The organism is Streptomyces sp. NPDC025793 (genome assembly GCF_055558375.1).
The window spans coordinates 20,277-45,746 of the sequence record NZ_JBVHMR010000031.1; the positions used below are offsets into that span (position 1 = coordinate 20,277).

Annotated in this window: 24 protein-coding genes; 6 read left to right on the forward strand and 18 right to left on the reverse strand. The window is 71.7% G+C overall.

What is annotated here, in order from left to right:
* Positions 1–2 precede the first annotated feature (2 nt).
* Genes ACZ4MF_RS36865 through pqqA form a run of 6 tightly spaced genes read right to left on the reverse strand, consistent with a single transcriptional unit; the run spans position 3 to position 4,311 of the window.
* Positions 3–800 carry a heparin lyase I family protein gene (locus tag ACZ4MF_RS36865; RefSeq protein ID WP_467497081.1) on the reverse strand — a complete coding sequence of 266 codons (798 nt, stop codon included), beginning with the start codon at positions 798–800 and terminating at the stop codon, positions 3–5.
* Positions 797–2,014 carry a glycoside hydrolase family 88/105 protein gene (locus ACZ4MF_RS36870; RefSeq protein ID WP_467497083.1) on the reverse strand — a complete coding sequence of 406 codons (1,218 nt, stop codon included), beginning with the start codon at positions 2,012–2,014 and terminating at the stop codon, positions 797–799. The genes ACZ4MF_RS36865 and ACZ4MF_RS36870 overlap by 4 nt, the downstream gene beginning before the upstream one ends.
* A complete protein-coding gene (pqqE, locus tag ACZ4MF_RS36875; protein ID WP_467497085.1) occupies positions 2,011–3,093 on the reverse strand; it encodes a pyrroloquinoline quinone biosynthesis protein PqqE in 1,083 nt (360 codons plus the stop codon). The genes ACZ4MF_RS36870 and pqqE overlap by 4 nt, the downstream gene beginning before the upstream one ends.
* Complete coding sequence (gene pqqD, locus ACZ4MF_RS36880) at positions 3,090–3,371, reverse strand: pyrroloquinoline quinone biosynthesis peptide chaperone PqqD (RefSeq protein WP_467497086.1); 282 nt, start codon at positions 3,369–3,371, stop codon at positions 3,090–3,092. Before pqqD ends, pqqE begins: the two co-directional genes overlap by 4 nt.
* Entirely contained in the window at positions 3,368–4,147 is a 780-nt protein-coding gene (gene pqqC, locus ACZ4MF_RS36885; RefSeq protein ID WP_467497088.1) for a pyrroloquinoline-quinone synthase PqqC, read from the reverse strand. The genes pqqD and pqqC overlap by 4 nt, the downstream gene beginning before the upstream one ends.
* Positions 4,144–4,311 carry a pyrroloquinoline quinone precursor peptide PqqA gene (pqqA, locus tag ACZ4MF_RS36890; RefSeq protein ID WP_356030472.1) on the reverse strand — a complete coding sequence of 56 codons (168 nt, stop codon included), beginning with the start codon at positions 4,309–4,311 and terminating at the stop codon, positions 4,144–4,146. Before pqqA ends, pqqC begins: the two co-directional genes overlap by 4 nt.
* 326 nt (positions 4,312–4,637) lie before the next feature.
* On the opposite strand from pqqA, the gene ACZ4MF_RS36895 reads away from it, so the two are divergent.
* The gene (locus tag ACZ4MF_RS36895) at positions 4,638–5,477 is read left to right on the forward strand and encodes an aldo/keto reductase (RefSeq protein ID WP_467497090.1); all 840 of its coding nucleotides are present in this window, start codon (positions 4,638–4,640) and stop codon (positions 5,475–5,477) included.
* Between the two features lie 213 nt (positions 5,478–5,690).
* Here the strand turns inward: ACZ4MF_RS36895 and ACZ4MF_RS36900 are convergent, their stop codons facing one another.
* Positions 5,691–6,305 (reverse strand): hypothetical protein, encoded by a 615-nt coding sequence (locus ACZ4MF_RS36900; RefSeq protein ID WP_467497092.1) that lies wholly within the window; start codon positions 6,303–6,305, stop codon positions 5,691–5,693.
* A gap of 211 nt (positions 6,306–6,516) precedes the next feature.
* Here ACZ4MF_RS36900 and ACZ4MF_RS36905 point away from each other — a divergent pair, with 211 nt between their 5' ends.
* A complete protein-coding gene (locus ACZ4MF_RS36905) occupies positions 6,517–7,224 on the forward strand; it encodes a glycoside hydrolase family 75 protein (protein ID WP_467497094.1) in 708 nt (235 codons plus the stop codon).
* Positions 7,225–7,237: 13 nt separating this feature from the next.
* On the opposite strand, the gene ACZ4MF_RS36910 is transcribed toward ACZ4MF_RS36905, so the two are convergent.
* The 4 genes from ACZ4MF_RS36910 to ACZ4MF_RS36925 form a co-directional block, all read right to left on the reverse strand.
* Positions 7,238–7,939 (reverse strand): SDR family oxidoreductase, encoded by a 702-nt coding sequence (locus tag ACZ4MF_RS36910; protein WP_467497095.1) that lies wholly within the window; start codon positions 7,937–7,939, stop codon positions 7,238–7,240.
* A gap of 110 nt (positions 7,940–8,049) precedes the next feature.
* Complete coding sequence (locus ACZ4MF_RS36915) at positions 8,050–9,033, reverse strand: class I SAM-dependent methyltransferase (RefSeq protein ID WP_467497096.1); 984 nt, start codon at positions 9,031–9,033, stop codon at positions 8,050–8,052.
* Between the two features lie 359 nt (positions 9,034–9,392).
* Positions 9,393–11,126, reverse strand: a complete 1,734-nt coding sequence (locus ACZ4MF_RS36920) for a glycoside hydrolase family 6 protein (RefSeq protein WP_467497098.1) — start codon at positions 11,124–11,126, stop codon at positions 9,393–9,395.
* Between the two features lie 30 nt (positions 11,127–11,156).
* The gene (locus tag ACZ4MF_RS36925) at positions 11,157–12,635 is read right to left on the reverse strand and encodes a cellulase family glycosylhydrolase (RefSeq protein ID WP_467497100.1); all 1,479 of its coding nucleotides are present in this window, start codon (positions 12,633–12,635) and stop codon (positions 11,157–11,159) included.
* Positions 12,636–12,911: 276 nt separating this feature from the next.
* Between ACZ4MF_RS36925 and ACZ4MF_RS36930 the strand changes: the two genes are divergently transcribed.
* The gene (locus ACZ4MF_RS36930; RefSeq protein ID WP_467497102.1) at positions 12,912–15,842 is read left to right on the forward strand and encodes a glycoside hydrolase family 48 protein; all 2,931 of its coding nucleotides are present in this window, start codon (positions 12,912–12,914) and stop codon (positions 15,840–15,842) included.
* Positions 15,843–15,943: 101 nt separating this feature from the next.
* Here ACZ4MF_RS36930 and ACZ4MF_RS36935 read toward each other — a convergent pair whose 3' ends face one another.
* The 3 genes from ACZ4MF_RS36935 to ACZ4MF_RS36945 are packed head-to-tail and all read right to left on the reverse strand — an operon-like array spanning position 15,944 to position 18,185.
* On the reverse strand, positions 15,944–16,714 hold the full coding sequence (locus tag ACZ4MF_RS36935; RefSeq protein ID WP_467497104.1) for a class I SAM-dependent methyltransferase: 771 nt from the start codon (positions 16,712–16,714) through the stop codon (positions 15,944–15,946).
* Between the two features lie 5 nt (positions 16,715–16,719).
* Positions 16,720–17,025: a 4a-hydroxytetrahydrobiopterin dehydratase gene (locus tag ACZ4MF_RS36940; protein ID WP_467497106.1), complete on the reverse strand. Its 306-nt coding sequence runs from the start codon at positions 17,023–17,025 to the stop codon at positions 16,720–16,722.
* Between the two features lie 47 nt (positions 17,026–17,072).
* A complete protein-coding gene (locus ACZ4MF_RS36945; protein ID WP_467497108.1) occupies positions 17,073–18,185 on the reverse strand; it encodes an ADP-ribosylglycohydrolase family protein in 1,113 nt (370 codons plus the stop codon).
* A gap of 31 nt (positions 18,186–18,216) precedes the next feature.
* Here ACZ4MF_RS36945 and ACZ4MF_RS36950 point away from each other — a divergent pair, with 31 nt between their 5' ends.
* Both ACZ4MF_RS36950 and ACZ4MF_RS36955 read left to right on the forward strand, forming a co-directional pair.
* Positions 18,217–19,098 (forward strand): helix-turn-helix domain-containing protein, encoded by an 882-nt coding sequence (locus tag ACZ4MF_RS36950; RefSeq protein WP_467497110.1) that lies wholly within the window; start codon positions 18,217–18,219, stop codon positions 19,096–19,098.
* A gap of 171 nt (positions 19,099–19,269) precedes the next feature.
* On the forward strand, positions 19,270–20,133 hold the full coding sequence (locus tag ACZ4MF_RS36955) for a helix-turn-helix domain-containing protein (RefSeq protein WP_467497111.1): 864 nt from the start codon (positions 19,270–19,272) through the stop codon (positions 20,131–20,133).
* Between the two features lie 148 nt (positions 20,134–20,281).
* Here ACZ4MF_RS36955 and dnaK read toward each other — a convergent pair whose 3' ends face one another.
* The 4 genes from dnaK to ACZ4MF_RS36975 all read right to left on the reverse strand — a co-directional run bounded on the left by dnaK (position 20,282) and on the right by ACZ4MF_RS36975 (position 24,609).
* On the reverse strand, positions 20,282–22,150 hold the full coding sequence (gene dnaK, locus ACZ4MF_RS36960) for a molecular chaperone DnaK (RefSeq protein ID WP_467497113.1): 1,869 nt from the start codon (positions 22,148–22,150) through the stop codon (positions 20,282–20,284).
* Between the two features lie 173 nt (positions 22,151–22,323).
* Positions 22,324–22,749 carry an OsmC family protein gene (locus ACZ4MF_RS36965; RefSeq protein WP_467497115.1) on the reverse strand — a complete coding sequence of 142 codons (426 nt, stop codon included), beginning with the start codon at positions 22,747–22,749 and terminating at the stop codon, positions 22,324–22,326.
* Positions 22,750–22,893: 144 nt separating this feature from the next.
* Positions 22,894–24,072, reverse strand: coding sequence for a phage holin family protein (locus tag ACZ4MF_RS36970; RefSeq protein WP_467497116.1), 1,179 nt, complete (start codon positions 24,070–24,072; stop codon positions 22,894–22,896).
* A gap of 105 nt (positions 24,073–24,177) precedes the next feature.
* Positions 24,178–24,609 carry a hypothetical protein gene (locus ACZ4MF_RS36975; RefSeq protein ID WP_356030488.1) on the reverse strand — a complete coding sequence of 144 codons (432 nt, stop codon included), beginning with the start codon at positions 24,607–24,609 and terminating at the stop codon, positions 24,178–24,180.
* Positions 24,610–24,694: 85 nt separating this feature from the next.
* Here ACZ4MF_RS36975 and ACZ4MF_RS36980 point away from each other — a divergent pair, with 85 nt between their 5' ends.
* Complete coding sequence (locus ACZ4MF_RS36980; RefSeq protein WP_467497118.1) at positions 24,695–25,468, forward strand: MBL fold metallo-hydrolase; 774 nt, start codon at positions 24,695–24,697, stop codon at positions 25,466–25,468.
* The last annotated feature ends 2 nt before the right edge of the window (positions 25,469–25,470 follow it).

The window sequence follows — 25,470 nt, forward strand, 5'->3', positions numbered from 1 at the left end:
CTCTACAAGAGTTGGTAGCCGCGGAGGTTCGTGAGCAGGAGGTAGGTGTTCTCCAGAGAGCCCGAGGTGTCGCCGAGGGAGCGGTAGATGCCCCACTTGGGGCGCACGCGGTCGGCAAGGAATGTGTCGACGCCGGACCTGGTCTTGTCGATGACCGTCGTGGAGCCGTTCTTGAGGATCCAGCGGACGGAGCCGGCGCTGCCGTTGCCGACCGTGATCTGGAAGTCGACGTCGGTCCACGTGTCGTGCAGCGGGTCGAGTCCGGTGCTGCCGACGAGGATGTCGTCGGTGGCGAGCCGGAGTTCGATGGTCTGTTTCCCGTTCTGGCGGCGCAGCGACTGCACGACGATCGGCGAGGTGCCGCTGCCGGGCTGCTTCATCTGCATGATGTGCGTGAAGGTGGTGGTCGCCTTGAGCGTGCCGGGGATGTACATCGAGTACGTGATCCGCCAGGTCTGCCCCTCGGTCCACTTCAGATAGCTGTCCGCGCCGGTGCGCAGGCCGGTGACCTCCTGGCGCTGGCGGTCGGTGGAGGTGTCGCGGTCGACGGTGTGCATGTTGAAGCGCCAGTTGTCGCCGGTGGCGAAGATGTGCGGGTGGCCGGCCGGGTGGGAGTGGGCCCGGTCGTCCTCGACGGTCTCGAAGGCGCCGAGTCCGCCGGTACGCGCCGACGGCGACCACTTCAGCTGCCAGGAGGCGGCGTGGGCCGCGGTGGCGGGCAGGCCGGGCGGAAGTCCGGTCGCGGCCGCCACGGCGCCGCCGAGCGCGGCCCCCAGCACCCCCCTTCTGGACGTGCTCATGACATTCCACCGTCCTCACGCAGTTGCTCGTTCATGATCAGGAAGGCGCCGAGCCCATGGAAGTCGTTGACGGCCCGGGAGCGGGCGGCGTAGTACGCGTACGTGCCGACGTTGGTACCGATGGAGATGTCCGACAGTTCGGTACGGCCGTCCGCGCCGACCGACAGCCGGGCCAGCACACCCTGGTAACCGCGCCGGGCCACGGACCTGAAGTGCCCGTCCAGGTAGCCCTGTTGAGCGCCCCGGTCGAGGGCGTAGGCGAACATGCTGGAGCAGGACGTCTCGGTCCAGTTGTCCGGCCGGTCCCCTTTGTCGATCACCTGGAACCAGCGCCCGGACACCGGGTCCTGGTACTTCTCCAGCGCCGACGCCAACGTACGGAACATTCCCAGCAGTTGGGGACGGTACTGCTGGTCCGGGGGGATCGCGTCCAGGACGTTCACCGTCGCCATGGCGTACCAGCCGACGGCCCGGCACCAGTGCTCGGGGGCCAGCCCGGTGGCCGGATCGGCCCAGCTCGCCGACCTCGACTCGTCGTAGGCGTGCCGGAGCAGGCCGTTCGCGACCTGGAGGTGATGGCCGTAGACGTACAGCTGCCGGGCGGCCTCGCCGTCCGCGTACGCGCCGTCGTGGAACTCCTGGCCGTACTCGACCAGGAACGGGTTCACCATGTAGGCGCCGTCCGCCCAGAGCTGATGGGCACGGCTGCTGGTGTCGGCGTGCCAGAAGCCGCCGTCGGAGGTGCGCGGATAGGTGTTCAGGCGGTCGCGGATCTTCTGGGCGGCCTTGCGGTAGCGGTCCTGGCCGGTCTCGTGGTGCAGGATCACCAGCAGCCGGCCTGCCTGCATGCTGTCCAGGCTGTCGAACGACTGGCCGATGCCGCCGTCGGCGCTCAGGAACCGGTCGACGTAGGCCTTGATGTACGACAGCAGGCGGGGGTCGTGGGTGCGCCGGTAGACGAGGTACTGGCCGTAGAGGTACAGGCCCACCGGGTACGACCAGCCGCCGATGGTCTGCGGGGTGTAGCGCGCCATGGTGGAGTCGACGACGGCCGTGGACCAGTCGCGGGCGGCGACGGAGCGGACGGGCGAGGCGGTGGTGTGACGAACAGCGGGAGCGGCGGCGGCCGGGGGTACGGCGGCGGGCAGCGCCGCCAGGGCGGCGGTGGCGAGCGCGGCGGTGCTCAGCGCCGCGCGCAGGCGTCGGCGTCTCATGGTCCTCCTACTCGGTGGGCGTACGCGGGCCGGTGCGCGGCGGGGCCGTGCACCAGGGCGTGGACGAGGGGGTGGTCCGGGGCGTGCCGGCAGGCGGGGTCGGTGCGGGCGGGATCGCCGGTCAGGGCGTGGGCCTGGCAGCGGCAGCCGCCGTGGTCGACCGTGCGCAGGGCGCAGCCTCGGCACGGTTCGGGCATCCAGGCCTCGCCCCGGAAAACGTTGAAGGCCTTCGACTCCCGCCAGATCCAGGCCAGTTCACGGTCCTTCACGTTCGGCGGGTCCAGTCCGGGCAGGGCGCCGGCGGCCGGGCAGGGCAGCACCGTGCCGTCCGGGGAGACGGTCAGGGAGACGGCTCCCCAGCCGCCCATGCACGGTTTCGCGGTGGCGTCCACGAGATCGGCGCCGACCCACACCAACTCCAGTGTGTCTCCCAGCCGTTCACGCCAGCGGGCGACACGGGTGCGGGCACGCTCGATCTGGGCGGGCGTCGGCAGCAGGGCGGTGCGGTTGCGGGCCGCCCAGCCGTGGTACTGGGTGTTGGCCAGCTCGATCCGGTCGGCGCCCCAGTCGAGGGCCAGCCGGACCAGGTCGTCGAGAGCGTCCAGGTTGCCGTGATGGAGTACGACGTTCAGACCCAGGGGAAGCCCGGCCTCGCGCACCAGGCGGGCGGCCCGCTTCTTGGCCGCGAACGACCGTGCGCCCGCGATGCGTTCGGCGGCCGCAGGGTCCGCGTGCTGCACCGACAGCTGCACACTGCGCAGCCCGGCCCCGGTCAGCGCGGCCAGCCGCCGCTCGCCGAGTCCCACCCCGCTGGTGACGAGCTGGGTGTAGAGGCCGGCGCCGTCCGCGGCGGCCACCAGGTCCGGCAGGTCGCGCCGGAGCAGCGGTTCGCCGCCGGACAGATGGGTGTGGACGACGCCGAGGGCACCCGCCTGCCGGAAGACCTCCGACCACTGCCGGGTGGTCAACTCTGCTGACCGACCGATCAGTTCGACGGGGTTGGAGCAGTAGCCGCAGCGCAGCGGACAGGCGTGGGTGAGTTCGGCGAGCAGGGCCCAGGGAGGGGCCGCGGCGGTCATCCGAGCCAGCCCTCCTTCCGTAACCGGTCGAGGAACACGGGGACTTCGGCGGCGACGGGCGCGCGCGGATGACGTGCCGCCAGTTCGGCGACGACGGCGTCCACGTCCCGTACGCCGTCGCACAGCCGCAGCACCTCGCCCGCGCCGCCGTCGAGCACCACCACCCGCTCCGGCAGCAGCAACAGGTCGGCGCCCCGCACCCGGTCGCGCCGCAGCAGCACCCCCCGGGCGAGGACCGGCCGCCAGGGCACGGCGGGCGACACCGGCGCGGGCGTCATGTCCCGCCTCCGACCGCTGCACGCGCCGTCACCGCGATGCCCGTCACGCCTGGCACGCCCGGCATGCCCGGCACGTCCACCGCGTCCAGCAGCGCCCACAGCACCTCGCACTTGAACTCCAGGGCAGCGACGGCCCGTTGCTGCTCGTCCGGGGTGCGGGCGCGGGCCAGGACCAGGGCGAGGGCCTGTTCGGCGTCGCGGGCGCCCTGGGTGACGCGGGTGCGGAAGTAGGCGAGGCCCGCCGGGTCGATCCACGGGTAGTGGCGTTCGAAGGCGGCGATACGGGTGCGCATCAGGTCCGGGGCGGACAGCTCGGTCAGGGAGGCGGCGACGGCGTCGAGCACCGGGCGCCGCCGGCAGAAGTCGACGTACGCCTCCACCGCGAACCGCACTCCGGGCGGCACCCGGGACGCGGCGAGAAGTTCCTCGCGGTCGAGCCCGGCCGCCTCGCCGAGCCGCAGCCAGCGCTCGATACCGCCCCCCGCGCTGTCGGTACCGTCCTGGTCGTGGATGCGGCGCAGCCAGGCGCGGCGGTCCTCGGGCCGCTCCAGAGCGGCGAGGATCAGTGCGTCCTTGACGGGGATGTGCCGCTGGTAGTGGAAGCGGGCGGCGATCCAGCGGCGCAGTTCGGCGGGGGTCAGTTCGCCGCGGTGCATCCGCTGGTTGAAGGGGTGCCGGTCGTGGTAGCGCGCCCTGGTGACCGCGCGCAGCCGCTCGGTGAACTCGGCGGCCGGCCAGGCGGCGCGGCCGTCGGGTTCCGGTGCCGCCGCGGTCATGCGGCCGGGGGCGGCTCGGGCGCGCGGCGGTCGGCGAGCGCGTAGGCGGTCACCTCCAGCGCGGTCTCCACCACACGGTAACCAGGGCTTCGCCAGACTTTTTCATCCGATGTCTTCGGGGTGAGGAGGTCCGTCCGGAGGGACAGGGAAGGGTTCTCGTTCATGGGTGCGTACTCGCTTTCCCGAGGTGGGGGAACTCATCAGGGAAGGCCACTGGGGGTAGGGCTGAGTCGACGGCCAGGTCAGGGCCGGTTCACGTACATGCACCGGGTTCATCGACACGTCCGGTGGCGCGATACAGAGTCGCGGGACGATGCGCCGCGGTCAATGGTCCGGACCGAAAACGTCGGATGCGTTTCCGGCCAATCTCCGCCGCGGACGCTGACTCGCCGGTCAGTTTCGCCGGATTCCGCGGTCAGGAATGCGGCACGGCCGTTGATCGTTGACGATGGACGTACCACCTGTCGACAACCGAAGGATCACGAGGCTCGTGAGCAGCAAGGTCCCCCCGATCATCCTCAACAACGGCATCGAGATGCCCCAGCTGGGCTTCGGCGTCTGGCAGGTGCCGGACGACGATGCCGAGCGGGCCGTCACCACGGCGCTCGCGGCCGGGTACCGCAGCATCGACACCGCCGCGATCTACGGCAACGAAGAGGGCACCGGCAAGGCCCTCGCCGCCTCCGGCGTCCCCCGCGAGGAACTCTTCGTCACCACCAAGCTCTGGAACGCCGACCAGGGGTACGACGCCACGCTCCGCGCGTTCGACACCTCGCTGGCGAAGCTGGGCCTCGACCACGTGGACCTGTACCTGATCCACTGGCCGCTGCCGTCCCGCGACACCTACGTCGACACCTACCGGGCGCTCGAAAAGCTCTACGCCGACAAGCGTGTGCGCGCCATCGGCGTGTCCAACTTCCTCCCCGAGCACCTGGAACGGCTGATCGCCGAGACCTCCGTCATCCCGGCGGTCAACCAGATCGAGCTGCACCCCCACCTCCAGCAGCACGCCGCCCGCACGTTCCACGCGGAGCAGGGCATCGCGACCGAGGCCTGGTCGCCGCTCGGCCAGGGCAAGGGGCTGCTGGAGGTGCCGGCGATCGTCGCGATCGCGCAGAAGCACGGTCGCACCCCCGCCCAGGTCGTGCTGCGATGGCACGTCCAGCTGGGCACCATCGTGATCCCGAAGTCCGTGACGCCGTCCCGGATCAAGGAGAACATCGAGGTCTTCGACTTCAGCCTGGACGACGAGGACCTCGCGGCGATCAGCGCGCTCAACGAGGACCGGCGCATCGGCCCCGACCCGGCCACCTTCGACTACGTGGGCTGAGCCGCTCCGACGACGCGGGCCGAGCCGCTTGTGCCACGTGGGCCGCGGCTCTCCGCCCGGGCCGGCGCCGGGTTCCGGATCGCCGGCCGGCGGCACCGCACACACCACGGCCGTCCGCCTCGCCACCCCGGCGGGGACGGGCGGCCGTACGCTGTTCCCGTACGCCGTCCTCGGGACCGTGCGCCCCGTCGTTCGTCCGGTCCCCAGGTCCGTTCAGTCGGTCCGCACGTCCGCGTGGACGATCTCGAACTCCTCCAGGGCGACGACGTCGACGTGCGCCTTGACCACGCTCTCGTGCCGGATGACCGCCTGGCCCGCCCGGGACCCGTCCAGTGCCGCACGGTCGGCGAAGAGCACCCCGACCAGGCCCCGGCCGCGCACACGGTCCAGGAAGAGAGCGGCCCCGGCGAATCCGGGCAGCACCTCCAGCCGGGGCAGCACCCCCGCGTGGAAGGTGTCGAAGACCAGGTCCGCGTCCGCCGGCGCGAACTCCAGCCGGGTCAGCCGCATGCCGCCGCCGGTGAGCGGCCGGTGTCCGACGGGGAAGACCGTGGCCTCGTAGTTCTCGACCGCGACGGTCCCGGCGAAGGGATGCAGCAGCGCCGGGCGCCGCTCGCGCATCACCGCGTCGCTGTGGTCGCGCGCCTCGGCCGACTCCCACCAGCTGACCGAGAACAGGGTGCCGAGACCCCGGTCGACGAAGACGCCCGCACCCCGGAAACCCGGGCGTTCCTCCAGCAGATCGTGCCCCTGCGTGTTCAGGGTCCGGATGGCCGTGCCCAGCTGTGCCGGATCGCCGGTCGCGTACACCGTGCGGACGAACAACATGCGTCCCACCTCCCGGAGCCGTGACCGCGCCGGGCCGACGGCGGCAGACATACGCGTATAGAACGGTCTCTTCAGTCTTGCCGTGCGCGCAAACCACCGCAATACGCCCAGGTTTCGGAAGTTCGCAACCCGAGGGTTGACGGGGACATGCAGATGGGGCCACGGTGTACGGCACGGTAAGGAAACTTTCCTAACAGAAGGGTCCCCCACAGTGCGCTTTCGAACGCTGACCCTCGCCGCGGCCTCCGGCGCCGCCCTGCTCGCCGCGGGCGCGCTCCCCGCGCACGCGTCCGCCGCCCCCTCGGCGAGGTCCGCGCCGACATCCGCCCAGGAGGGCTCGGTCAGCGCGGCCGACCTGCTCGCCAAGGTGACGTCCTGTACGCAGATATCGAACGGCAAGTACAAGACCGACGACGAGACGCCGGCCACGGTCCCCGTGTGCGGCAAGAACGGCGCGGTGTTCTGGAAGGCCGACATGGACATCGACTGCGACGGCCAGACCACCACCAACTGCAACAAGAACCGCGACCCCTGGTACCAGGACGACACCGCCTTCCACCAGTCCGACGGCAAGCCCCTGAAGGCGGAGTCGCTCCCCTACATCGTGGTGCCCAGCTCCAGCAGCATCTGGAACTACTCCAGCGCCGGCATCAAGGGCGGCGGCGTGGTCGCCGTCGTCTACGACAACAAGGTGGAGTACGCCGTCGTCGGCGACACCGGCCCCACGAAGATCATCGGCGAGGCCTCGTACGCCACCGCCAAGGCCCTCGGCATCGACCCCGACCCGAAGACCGGCGGGGCCGACTCCGGCGTGACCTACATCCTGTTCAAGAACTCCAAGGTCTCCCCCATCGAGAGCCACAGCGCGGCCGTCTCGCTCGGGGACCAGCTGGCCAAGCAGTTCCTCGCTAACAACTGACGTGCCGTGTACGTCAGTTGGGCTGCCCCAGCGGGCGTACGACCACGGTGTTGACATCGCCCCCGGCCGGCTGCCGGATCGCCCAGACGACCGAGTCGGCGATCTGGTCCGCGGTCAGGAGCTGCCCCGGGGGCAGGCTGCCGAGGCCGTCCCAGAACGGGGTCTCCACCCGGCCGGGGGCGACCAGCGTCACCCCGATCCCGAACTCCGTGACCTGGCGCCGGGTGTTCTCAGCGAGCCCGGTGACCGCCCACTTGGTGGCACCGTAGAGATTGCCGGGAGTGTTCACGAACCCTGCGACGCTGCCGATGAGGACGATCCGGCCGCGGCTCTCCTTCAGCGCCTCGACCGAGGCGCGGATGAGCAGGGCCGGGCCGAGGACGTTGGTGAGGACCATCTCGGTCCAGCCGGCCGGGTCGCCGTCGGCGACGGAGTCGTGGGTGGCGAAGCCGGCGTTGGCGACGACAGTATCCAGTCGACCGTATGCAGCGAGCGTACGGTCGACAGCATTCTGTATACCGTCGAATGTCGACGCGTCACCGACGACCGTCTGCAGTTCACCGGGCCGCCCGAGCCCGTCGGCGAAGTCCCGCAGCCGGGATTCCGTACGGCCGGTGACGGTGACGCGGTGTCCGGCGGCCAGCAGCTGCCGGGCGACGGCGGCGCCGATGCCGGTGGCGCCGCCGGTGATGAGTGCGACCGGAGAGTCGTTCACGGGTTCCCCCTGTGTGTCGGTGACGCGAGGGAGTCCATCACGTGGAGCGCGCTCGAAGTCAACTTCCCGCGCCCGGCCGGGAATCCGCCTCCTTCCGGCACACCCCGCGTCTACGCCGGCCGTACCGCCCGGTGCACCGTGTGGGCCGCGAGGACGAACACGTCGGGGCGGCAGTGGACGCTGCCCGGGTCGGCGGGGTCGAGGAGCCGGTCGAGGGCGGCGCGGTCCTCGGCGTCCAGGGCCTCGGCATGGAGGTCCCGGGCGCGGGTCAGCATGGTGACCACGAAGGCGCGGGCCTGCTCGGGCAGGGGGGCGGGCAGGTCGAGCAGGAAGCTGCGGGTGCCGGTGTGCTTCAGTCCGGCGGCGGCCAGCAGGGCGGGCCAGTCCTCGGTCTCGGCGACCGCGCCGGGGAGTTCGGCGCGCATCTCGGCGAAACGGTCCTCCTGGAGGGCGTCGAGGCGGGTCTGGAGTCCGGGGCGGCCGAAGCCGAGGTCGCGGGGCAGATAGCGGGGAGCCAGCCCGCCCTCCAGGACGGCCAGTGTGCCGCCGGGGGCGAGCCGGGCGCCGAACGCGGCGAGCGCGCCCTTCTGGTCGCCGAGGTGATGCAGGCTGCGGCTGGCCCAGAGCAGGTCCGCCGGATACTCCAACTCGCCCAGTACGTCCGGTAGTTCGCCGACCAGGATGCCGAATCGGTCGGCGACCCCCTCGCGGGCGGCGCGGGCGCGGGCGCGCTCCAGCAACGGGGCCGAGCCGTCGGCGGCGACCACCCGGGCGCCGGGAAACTCTTTCGCGAACAGGCAGGCGATCACCCCGGGGCCGCTGCCCGCGTCCACGATCAGACCGGGCTCGGTCACCTCCGTGCCCAGCCAGGCCAGGGCACTCTCGTACGCCGGGGCGGCCACCTCGGCCTCCGTCTCCAGATGGGCCGCCATGGCGGCCCAGTCGATGTCACCGCCGTGGGCGTGGCCCCCGTGGCCCCCGTGGCCCCCATGTCCCCTGTGAGCCGCGTGACCTGCGTGCGCGTGCTGCCCCTGATGCCCGTCGTGCTGGTGGTGCCCGCCGTGCTCCCGATGTTTGTCGTGCTCCTGTGCCATGGTGTTCAGCCTCTCCTTCGGATGCGGCCAGCGTGCGACGCCGCCCCGCGAGGAGGCCAGTCCTGTTGCCGGTGCCGCAAAAAGATTGCCGATACGGCACAGCGGCGCCGAAAGAACCGGGTGTGCGGGGCGCAGGGCGATGGCCGCGGCGGCGCCATGGGGTCTCGTGGACGACGAACCGGGCGCAGCCGCCGCCGATTCCGGCGGTGCCGCGCGCGCTGGAGCGGGCGGACGGGGCGCACTCCCCCGTGGCGACGGCGATCCGCCGGGGTCTCGGCCGCGAGCAAACGGCGGGACCCCGGCGGACGTTCACCGCGCCGGTGTGACGAAACCGGTTACGGCAGCTGTTACGCGACCGGTTACGGCAGCGGCGGGTAGGCGTTCTGCATCAGCTGCTGGAACTCGGCGGAGAACCAGTGTCCGGACAGCGGCGCGTTCGGCAGCGCGCCCGACATGTTGTTGTTGTTGCGGGCGTTGCCCGTGTACGTCGGGTCGCACATCCGGTCGAAGCCCTTGCCCTCGTTGTTCGGGATGGCGGTGCTGGAGCCGTCGGACTCCCCCGGCGGCTTCATCCACACGTAGGCGTCGATCCCGGGGGCCGGGCTCGCCTGCGGGCGCTCGCCGAGGCCGGCTCCGGCCTGGTTGCACCAGTTGCCGACGTGGATGCGGCGGTCGTAGCGGCCGCCGTCGACGTAGGCGTCGACGCTGGTCCTCGGGCCCGGTCCGGTCGGGCGGGCGGAGCCGCCCCAGCCGTTGCGGGAGGTGTCGATCAGCATGCCGATGTTCGAGTTGAACCCGACCGAGACCAGCTCGGTGCGGAAGGCCTGGGCGAAGGACAGTTCGTCGGCGTACCGGTTCCAGTCGACCCACTTGGACTGGCGGACCGAGGTGCCGTTGACGCTGTCGTTGACGGTGAAGTTGTCCTCCTTCAGGGCGCTGTAGTTGGCGGTGTTGGTGATGAAGCCCTGGACGTCGTCGACCGTCGCGCCGGAGGTGGTGGCCGCCTGCTTGAACACGTTCGCGGCGGCGGCGAAGTTGTCGTCCCAGCCGAGCCAGCCGTGGTGGCCGGCGTCGAGGTAGTTGTAGACGTTCGGGATGGCGCCGAGCTTGGCGAGGGCGTAGCCGACGCCCTTCACGTAGTTGCCGTTGGCGAGCATGGTGTCGCACTGGGGCGTGGCGGTCGCGCGGCTGCCGGTGTTGGTGACGAGGTTGGGCAGCGAGTCGAGCTCGATCGTGGTGACGATCCGCAGCGAGGCGTACTTGGGGTCGGCGAGGATCGCGGCGATCGGGTCGATGAACTGGCTCTCGTACTTTCCGATGTCGTCCGGGCCGAGTTCGCCGTTGGAGGCGAGGGCGGAGCAGTCGCGGCCGGGCAGGTCGTAGACGACCAGTTGGACGACCTCCTGGCCGCTGCCCTTCTGGGCGAGGGCGGCGTCGAGGTGGTCGCGCAGTCCCATGCCGCCGCTGTCGCCGTTGATCGCGGCGATGTGGTCGAGCCAGACGCCGGTGGGTTCGTCGGAGACGCGGGTGCCGCCCGGTTCGGCGGCGGCCTTGGCCGACCATTCCGGGTTCACGTACACCTTGGCGCCGTCGTAGGGGTTGTCGACACGGGTGCTGCCGCCGCTGCCGCCGGTTCCGCCGCTGCCCGGGCCCCCTCCCCCGCCGGTGCCGTCGTCGACGTTGCAGGTGACGCCGTCGAGGGTGAAGGTGGTGGGCAGGGTGTCGGTGCCGCTGTAGGTGCCGTTGAAGCCGAAGCTGATCGAGGAGCCGGTGGCGAGTGTGCCGTTGTAGCTCTCGTTGGTGGCGGTGACGTCGCTGCCGCTCTGGCTGACCTGGGCGTTCCAGCCGCTGGTGACCCTCTGGTCACCGGCGTACGACCACTTCACCGCCCAACTCGACTTCGCCGCCGCGTTGTTGGTGACGGTCACGGCGGCGGTGAAGCCGGTGTCCCACTGGTTCTGCACCGTGTAGGTGACGGTGCAGGGGATCGCGTCGGCCGCCGCGTTGGCCGCAGTGGTGGTGGTCAGTGCCGTCCCGAAGGCGCCGGCGACCAGCGCCAGGGCGGCGAGCAGCGATGTTCTGGTACGACTCATGTGTGCGGGTTCCTTCTTCCGTGGTGGGTGTTACGGGTTGAGGGCGCGCAGGTGGTCGCGCAGTCCGATGCCGTAGGCGGTGGGTGTGCCGTCGTAGGCGGAGATCAGGGACGGCCCTGAGGAGCAGTCCCAGGTGTTCCAGGTCCAGCCCAGATAGGACAGGTTCCGGTCGTCGAACCACTTCATGAGCTGGTCGGTGAAGCCGTGCGCGCAGGTGTTCTCGCCGATCTCGCCGGCGATCAGCGGCACCTGGGCCGCGACCGGGGCGAGGGTGGAGTTCCAGCAGCTCTCGTTCGCGCAGGTGTTGAAGTTGTAGCCGTGGTAGGCGGCGGCGAGATTGTGTACAGGATCTCGTGGTTTGTATGCGGTCCACTGGCTGAGGTCGTTCGCATACGCCAGACCGCCGACCATGATGACGTTCGTGGATCCGGTGTTCCGGATACTGTCGACGAGATCCTGCATACCGGCGACCGCGTACGGGATCCCGGGACACGCCCCGCCGTCCCGCCAGCACGTCCAGGCGTCGGTCGTGCTGGAGGTCGCCCGGTCCGGGTACGGCTCGTTGAACAGGTCGTACACGGGTGCCGGGTCGTCCTTGAAGGTGCTCGCCACCGATGCCCAGAACGACGGGCTGTACTGCGCGTCGGGCATGGGCTTCTGGCAGGTGGCGTGGACGTCGGAGCAGCCAGCGGAGTTTCCGGTGTACTGGCCGTAGGTCCAGTGCAGGTCGAGGATCGGGGTCATGCCGTGGGCCTCGACGCGGGCCACCAGGTCCTTGACGGCGTTGATGTAGTTGGCGCCGCCGTACTCGGGCTTGATGTTCGAAAGGCCCAGCCAGCATTCCTCGTTGAGCGGGATGCGGACGGCGTCGGCCTTCCAGTCGGCGATGGCCTTGATCGCGGCGTCGTCCACCGGGCCGTCCCAGATGCCGTGGCCCTGCACGCAACTGAACTCGCCGCCGGAGCGGTTGACGCCGAGCAGCCGGTGGGTCGCGCCGGAGGCGTCCTCGATCGTGGAGCCGGAGACGTGGAGGGCGGGTGCCGTGCCGGTCGTGGGCGGTGGCGAGGTCGGCGGCGGGGACGTCGGCGGTCCGGGATCGACGTTGCAGGTCGTGCCGCCCAGCGTGAACCCGCTAGGTGCGGTGTTGCCGCCCGACCAGTCGGCGAGGAAGCCGGCGGTGACGCCGGCGCCGGTGCCGAGGGAGGCGTTCCAGGTCTCGCTCGCCGCGGTCACGGTGGTGCCGGACTGGGACCATGCGGCGTTCCAGCCCTGGGTGACCTTCTGGCCGTCGGCGAAGTCGAAGGACATCCGCCAACCGCTCAGCGCCGCCTGGTGGTTGGTGATTTTCACGGAGCCCTGGAAGCCGCCTGCCCACTGGTTGGTGACGGAGTACTCCACCGTGCACGCGGGTGTGGCTCCCTGGGCCGACAGGGCCGGGGCGACGGCGCTCGCGATGAGCGCGGTCGCGCCGGCGGCGGCTAAAAGTACTGAACGCGGGGGGTGTCGCATGAGCGACTCCTTGCAGTGGCGCGCGCCGTGACCGGCGCGTCGACTGACAGGAACCGCTCCCACTGGTGCGATGGAAGGTAGCGCCAACTGGCCATGTTGCCCAGGGGAGTTGCTGACTTTTCCGCAAGGGTTTCCGTCGAATCTTTTCGACTCTTCGAGCACCTTGACCGTTCACAGGGTCGTCCTCACTATGGGAGCGCTCCCACTGGTTCAAGCCTTGACTTCTGCCCGAGCCGCACGCCGCATGTCGCGAGTCGCCAGAGGAGGAACCAGCACATGGATCCCGGACGCAGACACAGACGCAGACGCAGAGCTGTGCGGCGGTGGTGGACCGCCGTGGCGGCCGCGTTCGCCCTGCCCCTGTCGATGCTCGCCGCCGGCGCGACGACCGCGCACGCGGCGTCCGTGCGGTGCAGCGTCGACTACACGACCAACGACTGGGGTTCCGGCTTCACCGCCGCCCTCACGATCACCAACCGCGGCACGGACGCGATCGACGGCTGGACGCTGTCGTACGCCTACTCCGGCGATCAGACGCTGACGAACGGCTGGAACGGCACCTGGTCCCAGTCCGGCCGGACCGTCTCCGTGCAGAGCGCCTCGTACAACGCCGTCATCGCCGCGGGCGCCGCAGTCACCACCGGCGCGCAGTTCACCTACAGCGGCACCAACACCGCCCCCACCTCCTTCTCGGTCAACGGCACGACCTGCGCGGGTGCGCACCAGCCGCCGGTCACGGTGCTGACCAGCCCGAGCGCGGGCGCGGTGTACACGCACGGGGACGCGATCCCGCTCGCCGCGACCGCGGCGGCCGCCGACGGTGCGACGATCAGCAAGGTGGAGTTCTACGACGACACCACGCTGCTGGGGACGGACACGAGCGCGCCGTTCACGCTGTCCGTCTCCGATCTGCCCGTGGGCAGTCATTCTCTGGTGGCGAAGGCGTACGACAGCACGGGCGCCTCGGCCGAGTCCACACCGGTCGGCGTCACGGTCGCCTCGGGACCCGCTGTGGTGGCCTCGCCATCCCAACTCGGTGTGCAGCAAGGGAGGTCGGGGACGTTCGGGGTGAAGCTGTCGACGCAGCCGGGCACGGACGTGACGGTGAGCGTGGCCCGTACGGGCGGCAACACCGGGCTGTCCGTGAGCGCCGGCTCCTCCCTGACGTTCACGCCGTCGAACTGGGACACCGCTCAGCCGGTCACCGTCTCGGCGGACTCCTCCGGCACCGGATCTGCGACCTTCACCGCCTCGGCGGACGGCCACGCCGGGGCCACGGTCACCGTGACGGAACTGGCGGCGACGAAGACGTACGACGCGCGCTTCCTGGACCTGTACGGGAAGATCACCGATCCCGCAAACGGTTACTTCTCCCCGCAGGGCATCCCGTACCACTCGGTGGAGACACTGATCGTCGAGGCCCCGGACTACGGCCACGAGACCACGTCGGAGGCCTGGAGCTACCTTCTGTGGCTCCAGGCGATGTACGGCAAGGTCACCGGTGACTGGTCGAAGTTCAACGGCGCGTGGACGCTCATGGAGAAGTACATGATCCCCACGCACGCCGACCAGCCGGCGAACTCCTTCTACAACGCCTCCAAGCCGGCGACGTACGCGCCCGAGGAGGACACCCCGGACCAGTACCCGGCGAAGCTGGACACGTCGGTGTCCGTGGGATCGGATCCGATCGCCGGTGAACTGAAGACTGCATACGGTACGGACGATGTATACGGTATGCACTGGATCGAGGACGTCGACAACGTCTACGGCTACGGCGACACGCCCGGCGGCACCTGCGAGGGCGGCCCGACGGCGAGCGGCCCGTCGTACCTGAACACCTTCCAGCGCGGGCCGCAGGAGTCGGTGTGGGAGACGGTCCCGCAGCCGACTTGCGACGCCTTCAAGTACGGCGGCAAGAACGGCTATCTGGACCTGTTCACCGGCGACAACTCCTATGCCCGGCAGTGGAAGTACACCGACGCCCCGGACGCGGACGCCCGCGCGGTGCAGGCGGCGTACTGGGCGGACGTGTGGGCCAAGGAGCAGGGCAAGAGCGCTGAGGTGTCCGCGACGGTCGCCAAGGCCGCGAAGATGGGCGACTACCTGCGGTACGCGATGTACGACAAGTACTTCAAGAAGATCGGCAACTGCGTGGGGCCCTCGGCCTGCGCGGCCGGTACCGGCAAGGACGCCTCGCACTATCTGCTGTCCTGGTACTACGCCTGGGGCGGCGCCACCGACCCCAGCGCGGGCTGGGCCTGGCGGATCGGCTCCAGCCATGTCCACGGCGGCTACCAGAACCCCCTGGCCGCCTACGCGCTGAGCAGTTACCCGGACCTGGAGCCCAAGTCGGCGACGGGCGCCACCGATTGGGGCACGTCACTCCAGCGGCAGCTGGAGTTCTACCGGTGGCTCCAGTCGTCCGAGGGCGCGATCGCGGGCGGCGCGACCAACAGCTGGCAGGGCCGGTACGCCACCCCGCCGGCCGGCACGCCGACCTTCTACGGCATGTACTACGACTGGGAGCCGGTCTACCACGACCCGCCGTCCAACCAGTGGTTCGGCTTCCAGGCGTGGTCGATGGAGCGGGTCGCCGAGTACTACCAGCAGACGGGCAACGCCGCCGCGAAGGCGGTCCTCGACAAGTGGGTGAAGTGGGCGCTGTCCCGGACCACGATCAACCCCGACGGCACCTACCGGATCCCCTCGACCCTCCAGTGGTCCGGCCAGCCGGACACCTGGAACCCGTCGAGTCCGGGCGCCAACAGCTCCCTTCACGTCACCGTCGCCGACTACACCGACGACGTCGGCGTGGCGGCGGCGTACGCGAAGACGCTGACGTACTACGGCGCCAAGTCCGGTGACGCGACGGCCAAGTCGACGGCGAAGGCGCTGCTGGACGGCATGTGGAACAACGACCGGGACAGCCTGGGCGTCGCCGTCCCCGAGACCCGCGCCGACTACAGCCGGTTCGGCGACAGCGTGTACGTGCCGGGCGGCTGGAGCGGCACCATGCCGAACGGCGACGCGATCAACTCCTCGGCCACCTTCACCTCGCTGCGGTCCTTCTACAAGAACGACCCGGCCTGGTCGAAGATCGAGGCCTACCTCAAGGGCGGCGCCGCGCCCACGTTCACCTATCACCGGTTCTGGGCCGAGGCGGACATCGCCCTGGCCATGGGCTCGTACGCGGAGCTCCTCGAATAGTCCCCGCCGGCGCTCCGCGTGCACGGCTCCGTCACAGGGCGACGGGGCCGGCGCAGGGCCGGGCGGTCCCCACCCGCACAGGGGGCCGCCCGGCCGTCACGTCATGCCCCGGTGCCCTCCCCCACCGACACCGCCGGTTTGCGGTACGCCCGCACGGCGAACACCGGGTCCGGGCGGGGACGGTCCTGGTCCGGGAGGCGGGCGAGGCGCGCGGCGAACTGCTCGCTGCGAGGCTCGCCCGGCGGCAGCTGGGTGAACCAGCCGCGGCGCAGGTCGGCGATGGTGGTGCGCGGGCTGCGGCCCTGGCCGGCGCCGCGGAACACGCCCGCGCCGGCCGGCTCCAGTCCGTGCCGGACGGCGTGCGCGGTGACGGTGGCGGCGGCGTCCTGGGCGGGGCGGCGCGGGCGGTCGGCCAGGACGGTGTCGATGTCGCTGCCGACGTCGTGCGCGTCGGCCTTGTCGACGGTGGTGACGTAGACGCCGCCGGGCCGCAGCACGCGGGCGCACTCGGCGACGATCGCGCGGACGTCGCCGGCGTCGTCCAGCAGGTGCAGCAGCCAGACGCTGGTGACCGCGTCGAACGTGCCGGTGGGGAACGGCAGGCGGCGGCTGTCGGCGCGGACGACGCCGCCCGGGAGTCTCGCCCCGGCCCTGCGGACCATCGCGGCGGTGAGGTCGGCGCCGGTCACCCGCAGCGCGGGGCGGCCCGCGGCCAGCCGGCGGGTGAGGATGCCGGTGCCGCAGGCCACGTCGAGGAGCCGGCCCGGCCCCTCGGGGATCAGATCGAGCACCGCTTCGGCGGCGGCGTGGGCACGGGCCTCGCCGCCGCGGGACACGTCGTAGGCGTCGGCTTCCTTGTCGTAATCGAGCACGTTCCTCAGTGTGCGCCGTGACCTGGGGCGATGTCCTCCACCCTGCGGGCGAGAGCGAAGTCCGCCTCGGTGACGGCGCCGCCCGCGCTGTGCGTGTGCACGGTGAGGGAGACGGTCCGGTAGCCGAGGGTGAGGTCGGAGTGGTGGTCCAGCTCGTCCTGGACGGCGGCGATGTGCACGACCAGCGCCGCCGCCGCGACGTGTGAGCCGAGCCGGTAGGAGCGGGCGAGCCGGTCCCCGTCCAGCGACCAGCCGGGCAGCTCCGCGAGCCGGTCCTCGATCTCCTTCTGCGACAGCGGTTGAACGGCCATGGCGTTCGGCTCCCTTCGCGTCGGCGGTTCTTGTTCAGCCTGCCACGTCAGGCCCGTGCGCACTCCGCCGCGAGATCGTCGGCGAGGGCCGCGATCCGGTGGCGGCCCTCCACCCGGGCGACCCAGTCGTGCGGCAGACCGGTGTCGCCGTGCAGCGCGCCGAGGAGGTTGCCGCAGATCGAGCCGGTGGAGTCGCTGTCGCCCGAGTGGTTGACGGCGAGCAGCAGCGCCCGCTCGACGTCGGGCTCGGCGAGCGCGCAGTACACGCCGATGGCCAGGGCCTCCTCGGCGACCCAGCCCGCGCCGAGGGACTCGGTCTTCTCGGCGGTCGGTGCCCCGTCGTCGGCGAGGTCGAGGGCGGCGCGCAGGGCGGCCGTGGTCTCCGTGTGGCCGCGGTGGCGCTGCAGCAGCCGCAGTGTGCGCAGCACCGCTCCTTCCAGCGAGTCCCCGGCGAGCAGGTGTGCGACGATCGCGGCGAGCGCGCCGGCCGCGTAGTAGCCGGTGGGGTGACCGTGGGTGATCTGGGCGCCGCGCGCCGCCATGGCGAAGGCCGCGTCGGCGGGGGCCGCGAGGCCGAAGGGGGCCGAGCGCATGACCGTGCCGCAGCCCTTGGAGTCGGGGTTGACCTGGCCCGGTGTGCCGTCGAGCGGGAGTGCGGGGTCGGGCGCGTACATCTGGGCGACGCCGGACAGGCAGGCGTTTCCGGGCGCGCGGCGGGAGTACAGCCAGGCCTCGCCGACCAGTCCTGCGGGCGGCGGTGTGCCGGGCTGCTGCGGCACGGGCTGGTCGGGGCCGGGCTTGGACTGGGTCTCCAGCCAGCGCTCGTAGGCCTGGCGCAGCAGCAGCGGCCAGGCGCCGCCGATGCCCTTGTCGCGCTGCCGTGCGTGCGCCTGGATCAGGGCCTCGACGGTGAACAGGGTCATCTGGGTGTCGTCGCTGATCAGCCCGACCGCTCCGTGCGCGCCGGGTACGAGGCCGGTGACGCCGCGCGGACCGTGCGCGGCGCGGATGCGGTCCAGTGAGGAGAACTCCACGGGGTAGCCGAGGGCGTCACCGAGCGCGCCGCCGAGGAGGCAGCCGCGCACCCTGGCCCGGTGGACGGCCGCGGCCTGGAGGGACGGGGACCGCCACGTCGTGTGCCACGGCTCGTTCGTGCTCAACTGAAGCAACTCCTCGACTACGGTCGGACGTATGACCATTGTCGCTTCCGGTCCTTCCGCGTCCGCCACCGCTCCCGTCGCCGTCACCGCCGCCGACAAGGGCGTCGGTCCGCTGCTGCGCGCCTGGCGGGAGCGGCGCCGGGTCTCGCAGCTGGAGCTGGCGCTGCGCGCCGACTCCTCGGCCCGGCACATCAGTTTCGTCGAGACCGGCCGGTCGCGGCCGAGCGAGGAGATGGTGCTGCGGCTCGCCGAGCACCTGGACGTGCCGGTGCGCGAGCGCAACTCCCTGCTGCTGGCGGCCGGTTACGCCCCGCACTACCCGGAGACCCCGCTGGACGACCCGGCGCTGGGCGCGCTGCGGGCCGGCCTGGACCACCTCATCCAGTGCTACGAGCCCTACCCCGCGCTGGTGGTCGACGCCTGCTACACGGTCGTGGCCGCGAACCGGGGCATCGCGATGCTGCTGGACGGGGTGCCGGAGACGCTGCTGGCGCCGGCGGCGAACGCGATGCGGCTGACCCTGCACCCGCAGGGGCTGGCGCCGCGGATCCGCAATCTGCGTGCCTGGCGCGGGCATCTGCTGGAGCAGATGGAGCGGCAGATCGCTTTGCAGCGCTCGGAGCGGCTGCGCGCCCTGTACGAGGAGGTGGCGGGCTATCCGGTGCCCGAGAGCGCGCGGCGCGATGTCGAAGACGGCGGGGACGGCGGGGACGGCGACGGTGAGCCGGCGGGCCCGGTCGCGTACTTCGCGCTGCCGTTGCGTATCGAGCACGACGGCCGGATCCTGTCGTTCGTGTCGTCGATCTCCACCTTCAACACGCCGATGGACGTCACGGTCGCCGAACTCGCCATCGAGACGTTCCTGCCCGCGGACCCGGCCACCGCCAAGTACCTGCACACGATGGCCGGTTGACCGCCCGTACCAGTCCCCTGCCCGTCTCTGCCAGTCCCCTGCCTGCCTTTACCACGCTTCTCCCCCGCTGCCCCGGCGTTCGTCGGCCATCTTGATGCCTTCGGACCCGTGTGCGAGAGGCGATCACGTGGCAGACTGCCCGGGTACTTCGGCGCGTAGGGGAGGCGTGGCGTGAGTGAGCGGCGGGCTGCGCCCACCGTGGGCCAGGTGGTGCTCGGCAAGCGGTTGCAGGAGCTGCGCGAGGCGGCGGGCCTCACCCGGGACGAGGCCGCCCGGGTCCTGCGGGTGGCGTCGGCGACCGTACGGCGCATGGAGATGGCCGACGTCGCCCTGAAGATCCCCTACGTGCAGGTGCTGCTGGAGACCTACGGGGTGCCCGAGGAGGAGGCGGCCGCGTTCGTGCGGCTGGCCGAGGAGGCGAACCAGCCGGGCTGGTGGCAGCGGTTCCACGACGTGCTGCCGGACTGGTTCAGCATGTACGTCAGCCTGGAGGGCGCCGCCCGGATCATCCGCTCCTACGAGCCGCACTTCGTACCCGGTCTGCTCCAGACCGAGGAGTACGCGCGCGCGGTGATGGAGGCCGGCACGGTCGGGCAGACCTCGCCGCACACCGTGGAACGGCATGTGTCGCTGCGTCTGGAGCGGCAGCGGCTGCTGGAGCGGGACGATCCGCCCCACCTGTGGGTGATCATGGACGAGACGGTGCTGCGGCGCCCGGTGAGCATGCGCGGCGAGGTGATGCGCGACCAGCTGGACAAGCTGCTGGAGTTCGCCGGGCGGGACCGGGTCACGCTGCAGATCGCCGAGTTCTCGGCGGGCCCGCACCCGGGGACGTACGCGCCGTTCACACTGTTCCGGTTCGCCGAGCCGGAGTTGCCGGACATGGTGTTCACCGAGTATCTGACCGGCGCACTGTACCTGGACTCCCGTCGCGAGGTGGCCGCGCATCTGGAGGTGCTGGACCACATGACGGCCCGGGCCGCGTCGGCGCGGCGCACACAGACCCTGCTGCGGGAGTTCCGCGAGGCCCTGTGACCCGCGTCCGGGACCCGTGTCCCGTGCCCGGGGACCTGCGGCATCCCGTACGGGGCCTGTGCCCTCCCGTACGGACCGACTCCTGCGGGATCCTGTCGCCCGTATACCGTCGACGCACCCGGGCGCCGGGGCCGGGACGGCTGAGGAGTCAGGCCGTACCCCCCTTGGTGTCCCTGTCCTCGTCCACGATCTCCGCGTCCACCACGCCTTCCTCGTCGGCGGGGGTTTCCTGCTCCGTGGCCGCGCCCGGTTCGCCGGCGCCGGCGGAGGTGTTCGCGTACATGGCCTGGCCCATCTTCTGGCTGACGGTGGCGAGTTTCTCGACGCCGGTGCGCAGTTCGCCGGTGTCCGCGTTCCGGTCCAGGAGGCCCTTGAGTTCCGTGGCCGCTTCCTGGACCTGCGACCTGGTGTCGGCGGGGATGCGGTCCTCGTTGTCGCGGAGGAACTTCTCGGTCTGGTAGACGAGTTGTTCGGCCTGGTTGCGGGTCTCGGCGGCCTCCCGGCGCCGGCGGTCCTCCTCCGCGTACTGCTCCGCCTCGCGCATCATGCGGTCGATGTCGTCCTTGGGCAGGGCGGAGCCGCCGGTGACGGTCATCTTCTGCTCGCGGCCGGTGGCGAGGTCCTTGGCGGAGACGTGCATGATCCCGTTGGCGTCGATGTCGAAGGCGACCTCGATCTGCGGGACGCCGCGCGGGGCGGGCGGCAGTCCGGTGAGGTCGAAGACGCCGAGTTTCTTGTTGTAGGCGGCGATCTCGCGTTCGCCCTGGTAGACCTGGATGCCGACCGAGGGCTGGTTGTCGGTGGCGGTGGTGAAGATCTCCGAACGGCGCGTCGGGATCGTGGTGTTGCGCTCGATCAGCCGGGTCATGATGCCGCCCTTGGTCTCGATGCCGAGGGAGAGCGGGGTGACGTCGAGGAGGAGGACGTCCTTGACGTCGCCGCGCAGCACGCCCGCCTGGAGGGCGGCGCCGACGGCGACGACCTCGTCGGGGTTGACGCCCTTGTGCGGGTCCTTGCCGGTGAGTTCGCGCACGAGGTCGGTGACGGCCGGCATCCGGGTGGAGCCGCCGACGAGGATGACGTGGTCGATCGCGGACAGCTCGATGCCCGCGTCCTGCACGGCCTGGTGGAAGGGCTGCTTGCAGCGGTCGAGCAGGTCGGCGGTGAGCTCCTGGAACTGGGCGCGCGTCAGTTTCTCCTCCAGGTGCAGCGGGCCCGCGGCGGAGGCGGTGATGTAGGGCAGGTTGACCGTGGTCTCGGAGGACGACGACAGTTCGATCTTGGCTTTCTCGGCGGCCTCCCGCAGCCGCTGCACGGCCATCTTGTCGGCGCCCAGGTCGATGCCGTGCCCGGCCTTGAACCGCTTCGTCAGATGCTCGACGATCCGCTGGTCCCAGTCGTCACCGCCGAGGTGTGTGTCGCCGTTGGTGGCCTTCACCTCGATGACGCCGTCGCCGATCTCCAGCAGGGACACGTCGAAGGTGCCGCCGCCGAGGTCGAAGACCAGGACCGTCTGCTCCTCGCCCCGGTCCAGGCCGTAGGCGAGGGCGGCCGCGGTGGGCTCGTTGATGATCCTGAGCACCTTCAGGCCGGCGATCTCCCCGGCCTCCTTGGTGGCCTGGCGCTGGGCGTCGTCGAAGTACGCGGGCACGGTGATCACCGCGTCCGAGACGTCCTCGCCGAGGTAGGCCTCCGCGTCCCGCTTCAGTTTCTGCAGCACCCGCGCCGACAGCTCCTGCGCGCGCAGCCGGGAACCGTCGACCGTACCGCTGTCCGGGAAGCGCCAGGCGGCGTCGCCCATGTGCCGTTTCACCGAGCGGGCGGTGCGCTCCACGTTCGTGACGGCCTGCCGTTTGGCGACCTCGCCGACCAGCACCTCCCCGTTCTTCGCGAACGCCACCACCGACGGCGTGGTCCGCGCGCCCTCCGCGTTGGTGACGACGGTGGGCTCGCCGCCCTCCAGGACGGCCACCACCGAGTTCGTCGTCCCGAGATCGATCCCGACCGCACGTGCCATGATCCGTCCCCTTCCGCTTGCGCCAGGGCGTCCTTCGGCACTCCCAGCACATGACGTGCGTACGGCGGTGTCAATGGCGGGATACCGGATGGCGGCTCCCGGACGCGCTCGGTCCGCGGGAACGGCGGTGCCGCGCCCCTGGGACGGGACGCGGCACGGGACGGCGGGGGGCGTCAGGCCAGCTCGGCCGAGAGGGTGATGGTCGTACCGGCCAGGGCCTGGCTGACCGGGCAGTTCTTCTTGGCGTCCTCGGCGGCCGAGGCGAAGCCCTCCTCGTCGAGGCCGGGGACCTCGCCGCGCACCCAGAGGTGGATGCCGGTGATGCCCTCGCCCGGCTGGAAGGTCACGTCGGCCTTGGTCTCCAGGCGGGTGGGCGGGGTGCCGGCGCCGGTCAGGCCGTGCGAGAGGGCCATGGAGAAGCAGCTGGAGTGGGCGGCGGCGATCAGCTCCTCGGGGCTGGTCCTGCCGTTCGCCTGCTCGGCGCGCGACGGCCACGACACCGGCTGCGAGCCGATGCCGGAGGAGTCGAAGGTGACGGTGCCGCTGCCCGTGAGCAGCTCGCCCTCCCAGACGGTGTGCGCGGTACGCGTGGTGGCCACGGTGGTTCCTTTCGCGGGTGGTCGGTCCCGTTTCCGGGTTCCGTGTCCCCATCCGATCACATCCGGGCCCGCCGCATGCCGAAGACCGGCCCACACGTGGTGAACGGAAGGTGACGGTGCGTTCCGCCGGGCCTTGCGCGGTGTTCAGGCCGCCTGTTCCTCCTCCTCGGTGGCGGTGGTGAGCGGGACCTCGGGGCCGTTCGGCTCGCGCAGCCAGCGGCGCAGTACGTGGTGCACCTGTTCGGCGCCGACGAGTTCCTCGCCGTCCGCGGCCGGTGCGGACAGGCCGAGCGGGGAGAGGAGGAACGGGCGGGACCGGGCGCCGCCGAGGCCGCCGTGGGAGCCGATCTGCTCCTCGAAGGCGAGCACCTCGCCGCCGGCCGGGTCGTACGCGGAGTTCACCATGATGTCGGCGGTGTGCGGGAAGGAGTGGGTGCGCCGGACGGCGTCGGCGGCGCCGGGCCCGAAGCGGGCCAGCGGCCCGGAGGCGTCGGTCAGGTCGGCCGGCGGGACCTCGGCGCCGTGCGCGCCCAGCACCACACCGCCGTGCTCCGCGCTGCGCACCAGCAGGAAGCCGATGCCGGGGTGATGGGCGAGGGTGGTGAGCAGGGCGGGATGGCGGGCGTCGATCTCCTCCCGGGTCATGCGGTGGTGCACGTCCGGGAAGGAGATCAGGCCGAGGTTGCCGGAGGCCAGCACGATCGGCTCGGAGCCGGGGGCGGGGCGGGCGAGGGGTCCGCCCGCTCGGAGGGCGCGGGCGGGGCGGTGCTGCTCACCCGCCTCCTCCACCGGCCGGCGCAGCGCGGCCCGCACGGCGGCCCGGGCCTCGGCGCCGCTGCGGGTACGTCCCGCGCGGTGCGGCACGGGCAGTCCGCAGCCGGCGCGGACGAGGTCGCCGAGGGTGAGGCCGTAGCGGCCGTGGAAGGTCTCGCCGGGGCTCTGGCCGTGGTCGGAGAGGACGACGAGGCGGTAGGGGCGGGGGGCGTGTTCGGCGACGCGCCGGAGCAGGGCGAGCAGCAGCAGGGAGCCGTTGAGGACGAAGACGAGCAGGCCGAGGAAGAGGGCGGGGACGAGGAGCAGGAGCCGGACCAGGAGTGGCCAGACGACGGCCGACAGGACGCCGAAGGCGCCGGCGCCGCAGGCGGCGGTGACGGCGATCCGGGTGGCGCTGTCGCCGTCGGCGGACTGGAGTTGGAAGTCGGGCAGGAGGGCGGCGAGGGCCAGCATGGTGAGGGTGGAGGCCGCCCATACGGTGGTGCTCCGTCCGATCTGGCCGGCGACCCGCCGCCACGGAACGCCCCGTACGTCTCGTACGCCACGCACGCCCTGTCCACCTCATGTCCCGGCCCGCTCGACGGCCGGGCCCCGCTCCGCCTTGTCATACCGGTCCGGGGGCGCCGGCTTGTGGCTGTGCGGCTCGGCGACGGCTCAGCGGCCGTCGTAGCCGGCGGTCGGCATGGACAGCCGGCGGTGGACGCGGGCCTTCATCTGGGCGTCGTAGGCCGGTTCGGCGCGGTCGGCCGTTTCCACGCGCACTCCGCGCCGGGCGCATTCGGCGGTGAAGGCCTCGACGGAGGACAGGGCTCGGCGCAGGACGCGCAGGCTGGGGGCGACGAACACGTCGATGCCGGGGCGGACGCCGTCCCACAGGGCGCAGTGGTCGAAGCGCAGGCCGCCGACGAGGAGTTCGCGGGCGACGACGTATCCGTGCTCGGCGGCCCAGCGGGCGCACATGGCGTGCTGGCTGCGGGCGTCGACGAGGAAGGGGTCGGCCTCCAGTTCCTCCAGCGGGGTCAGGCTGGCGATGGCGGTGACCCGTACGGGCGCGGGCATGCCGGAGGCGGCCTGCGGTTGTCCCATGGCGTCCCCCTCACCTCCGGGTTTCGCCGCCGACCCTACTCCTGCCCGTAGGCTTCGGGGAGTCGCGTGAAGGAGGCGTAAGAAGGTGCCGGTGGAGATCACCTGGTGGGGTCACGCGACCTGCACGATCGAGGATGCGCGGACACGGGTGCTGACCGATCCTCTGTTCGCGCGCCCGCTCGCGCATCTGCGGCGGCGCCGGGGGGACGTGCCGCCGGCCGGGGCCCGGCGCGCGGACGTGGTGGTCGTGTCCCATCTGCACGCCGATCATCTGCATGTGCCCTTGCTGGCGTCGCTCGCGCCGGGTGCGCGCCTGCTCGTGCCCCGGGGTGCGCGGCGGGCGGTGACGGCGCTTTGCCGGCTGCGGCAGTTGCGGGTGAGCGAGGTGGCGCCGGGGGACGAGGTGTGCGTCGGTGAGGTGCGGATCCGGGTGGTGCCCGCGGCGCACGACGGGCGGCGGTTGCCGGTGGGGCCGCGCCGTGCGCCGGCGCTGGGATACGTCGTGGAGGGGGAGGCGCGGACGTATTTCGCGGGGGACACGGGGTTGTTCGACGCGATGGCGGCATGGGTCGGGCGGGTGGATGTGGCGTTGCTGCCGGTGGGCGGCTGGGGGCCGTTCCTGGGTGAGGGGCATCTGGATGCGGGGCGGGCGGCGCGGGCGCTGGCCGGGCTCGCGCCGCGGCTGGCGGTTCCGGTGCATTACGGGACGTACTGGCCGATCGGGATGGATGCGGTGCGGCCGCACGAGTTCTCCGCGCCGGGGGACGAGTTCGTGCGGCGGGCGGGGGTGGTGGCGCCGCAGGTGGTGGTGCGCAGGCTGGGGCACGGGGAGAGTGCGCGGCTGGAGGCCGCGCGGTGAGC

Coding starts and splice junctions, on each gene's coding strand:
- ACZ4MF_RS36930 (WP_467497102.1), top strand. CDS start 12,912: ATGGATCCCGGACGCAGACACAGACGCAGACGCAGAGCTGTGCGGCGG.
- ACZ4MF_RS36975 (WP_356030488.1), bottom strand. CDS start 24,609: ATGGGACAACCGCAGGCCGCCTCCGGCATGCCCGCGCCCGTACGGGTC.
- pqqA (WP_356030472.1), bottom strand. CDS start 4,311: ATGAACGAGAACCCTTCCCTGTCCCTCCGGACGGACCTCCTCACCCCG.
- ACZ4MF_RS36870 (WP_467497083.1), bottom strand. CDS start 2,014: ATGAGACGCCGACGCCTGCGCGCGGCGCTGAGCACCGCCGCGCTCGCC.
- ACZ4MF_RS36950 (WP_467497110.1), top strand. CDS start 18,217: ATGACCATTGTCGCTTCCGGTCCTTCCGCGTCCGCCACCGCTCCCGTC.
- ACZ4MF_RS36920 (WP_467497098.1), bottom strand. CDS start 11,126: ATGAGTCGTACCAGAACATCGCTGCTCGCCGCCCTGGCGCTGGTCGCC.
- pqqE (WP_467497085.1), bottom strand. CDS start 3,093: ATGACCGCCGCGGCCCCTCCCTGGGCCCTGCTCGCCGAACTCACCCAC.
- pqqD (WP_467497086.1), bottom strand. CDS start 3,371: ATGACGCCCGCGCCGGTGTCGCCCGCCGTGCCCTGGCGGCCGGTCCTC.
- ACZ4MF_RS36925 (WP_467497100.1), bottom strand. CDS start 12,635: ATGCGACACCCCCCGCGTTCAGTACTTTTAGCCGCCGCCGGCGCGACC.
- ACZ4MF_RS36940 (WP_467497106.1), bottom strand. CDS start 17,025: ATGGCCGTTCAACCGCTGTCGCAGAAGGAGATCGAGGACCGGCTCGCG.
- dnaK (WP_467497113.1), bottom strand. CDS start 22,150: ATGGCACGTGCGGTCGGGATCGATCTCGGGACGACGAACTCGGTGGTG.
- ACZ4MF_RS36865 (WP_467497081.1), bottom strand. CDS start 800: ATGAGCACGTCCAGAAGGGGGGTGCTGGGGGCCGCGCTCGGCGGCGCC.
- ACZ4MF_RS36900 (WP_467497092.1), bottom strand. CDS start 6,305: ATGTTGTTCGTCCGCACGGTGTACGCGACCGGCGATCCGGCACAGCTG.
- pqqC (WP_467497088.1), bottom strand. CDS start 4,147: ATGACCGCGGCGGCACCGGAACCCGACGGCCGCGCCGCCTGGCCGGCC.
- ACZ4MF_RS36915 (WP_467497096.1), bottom strand. CDS start 9,033: ATGGCACAGGAGCACGACAAACATCGGGAGCACGGCGGGCACCACCAG.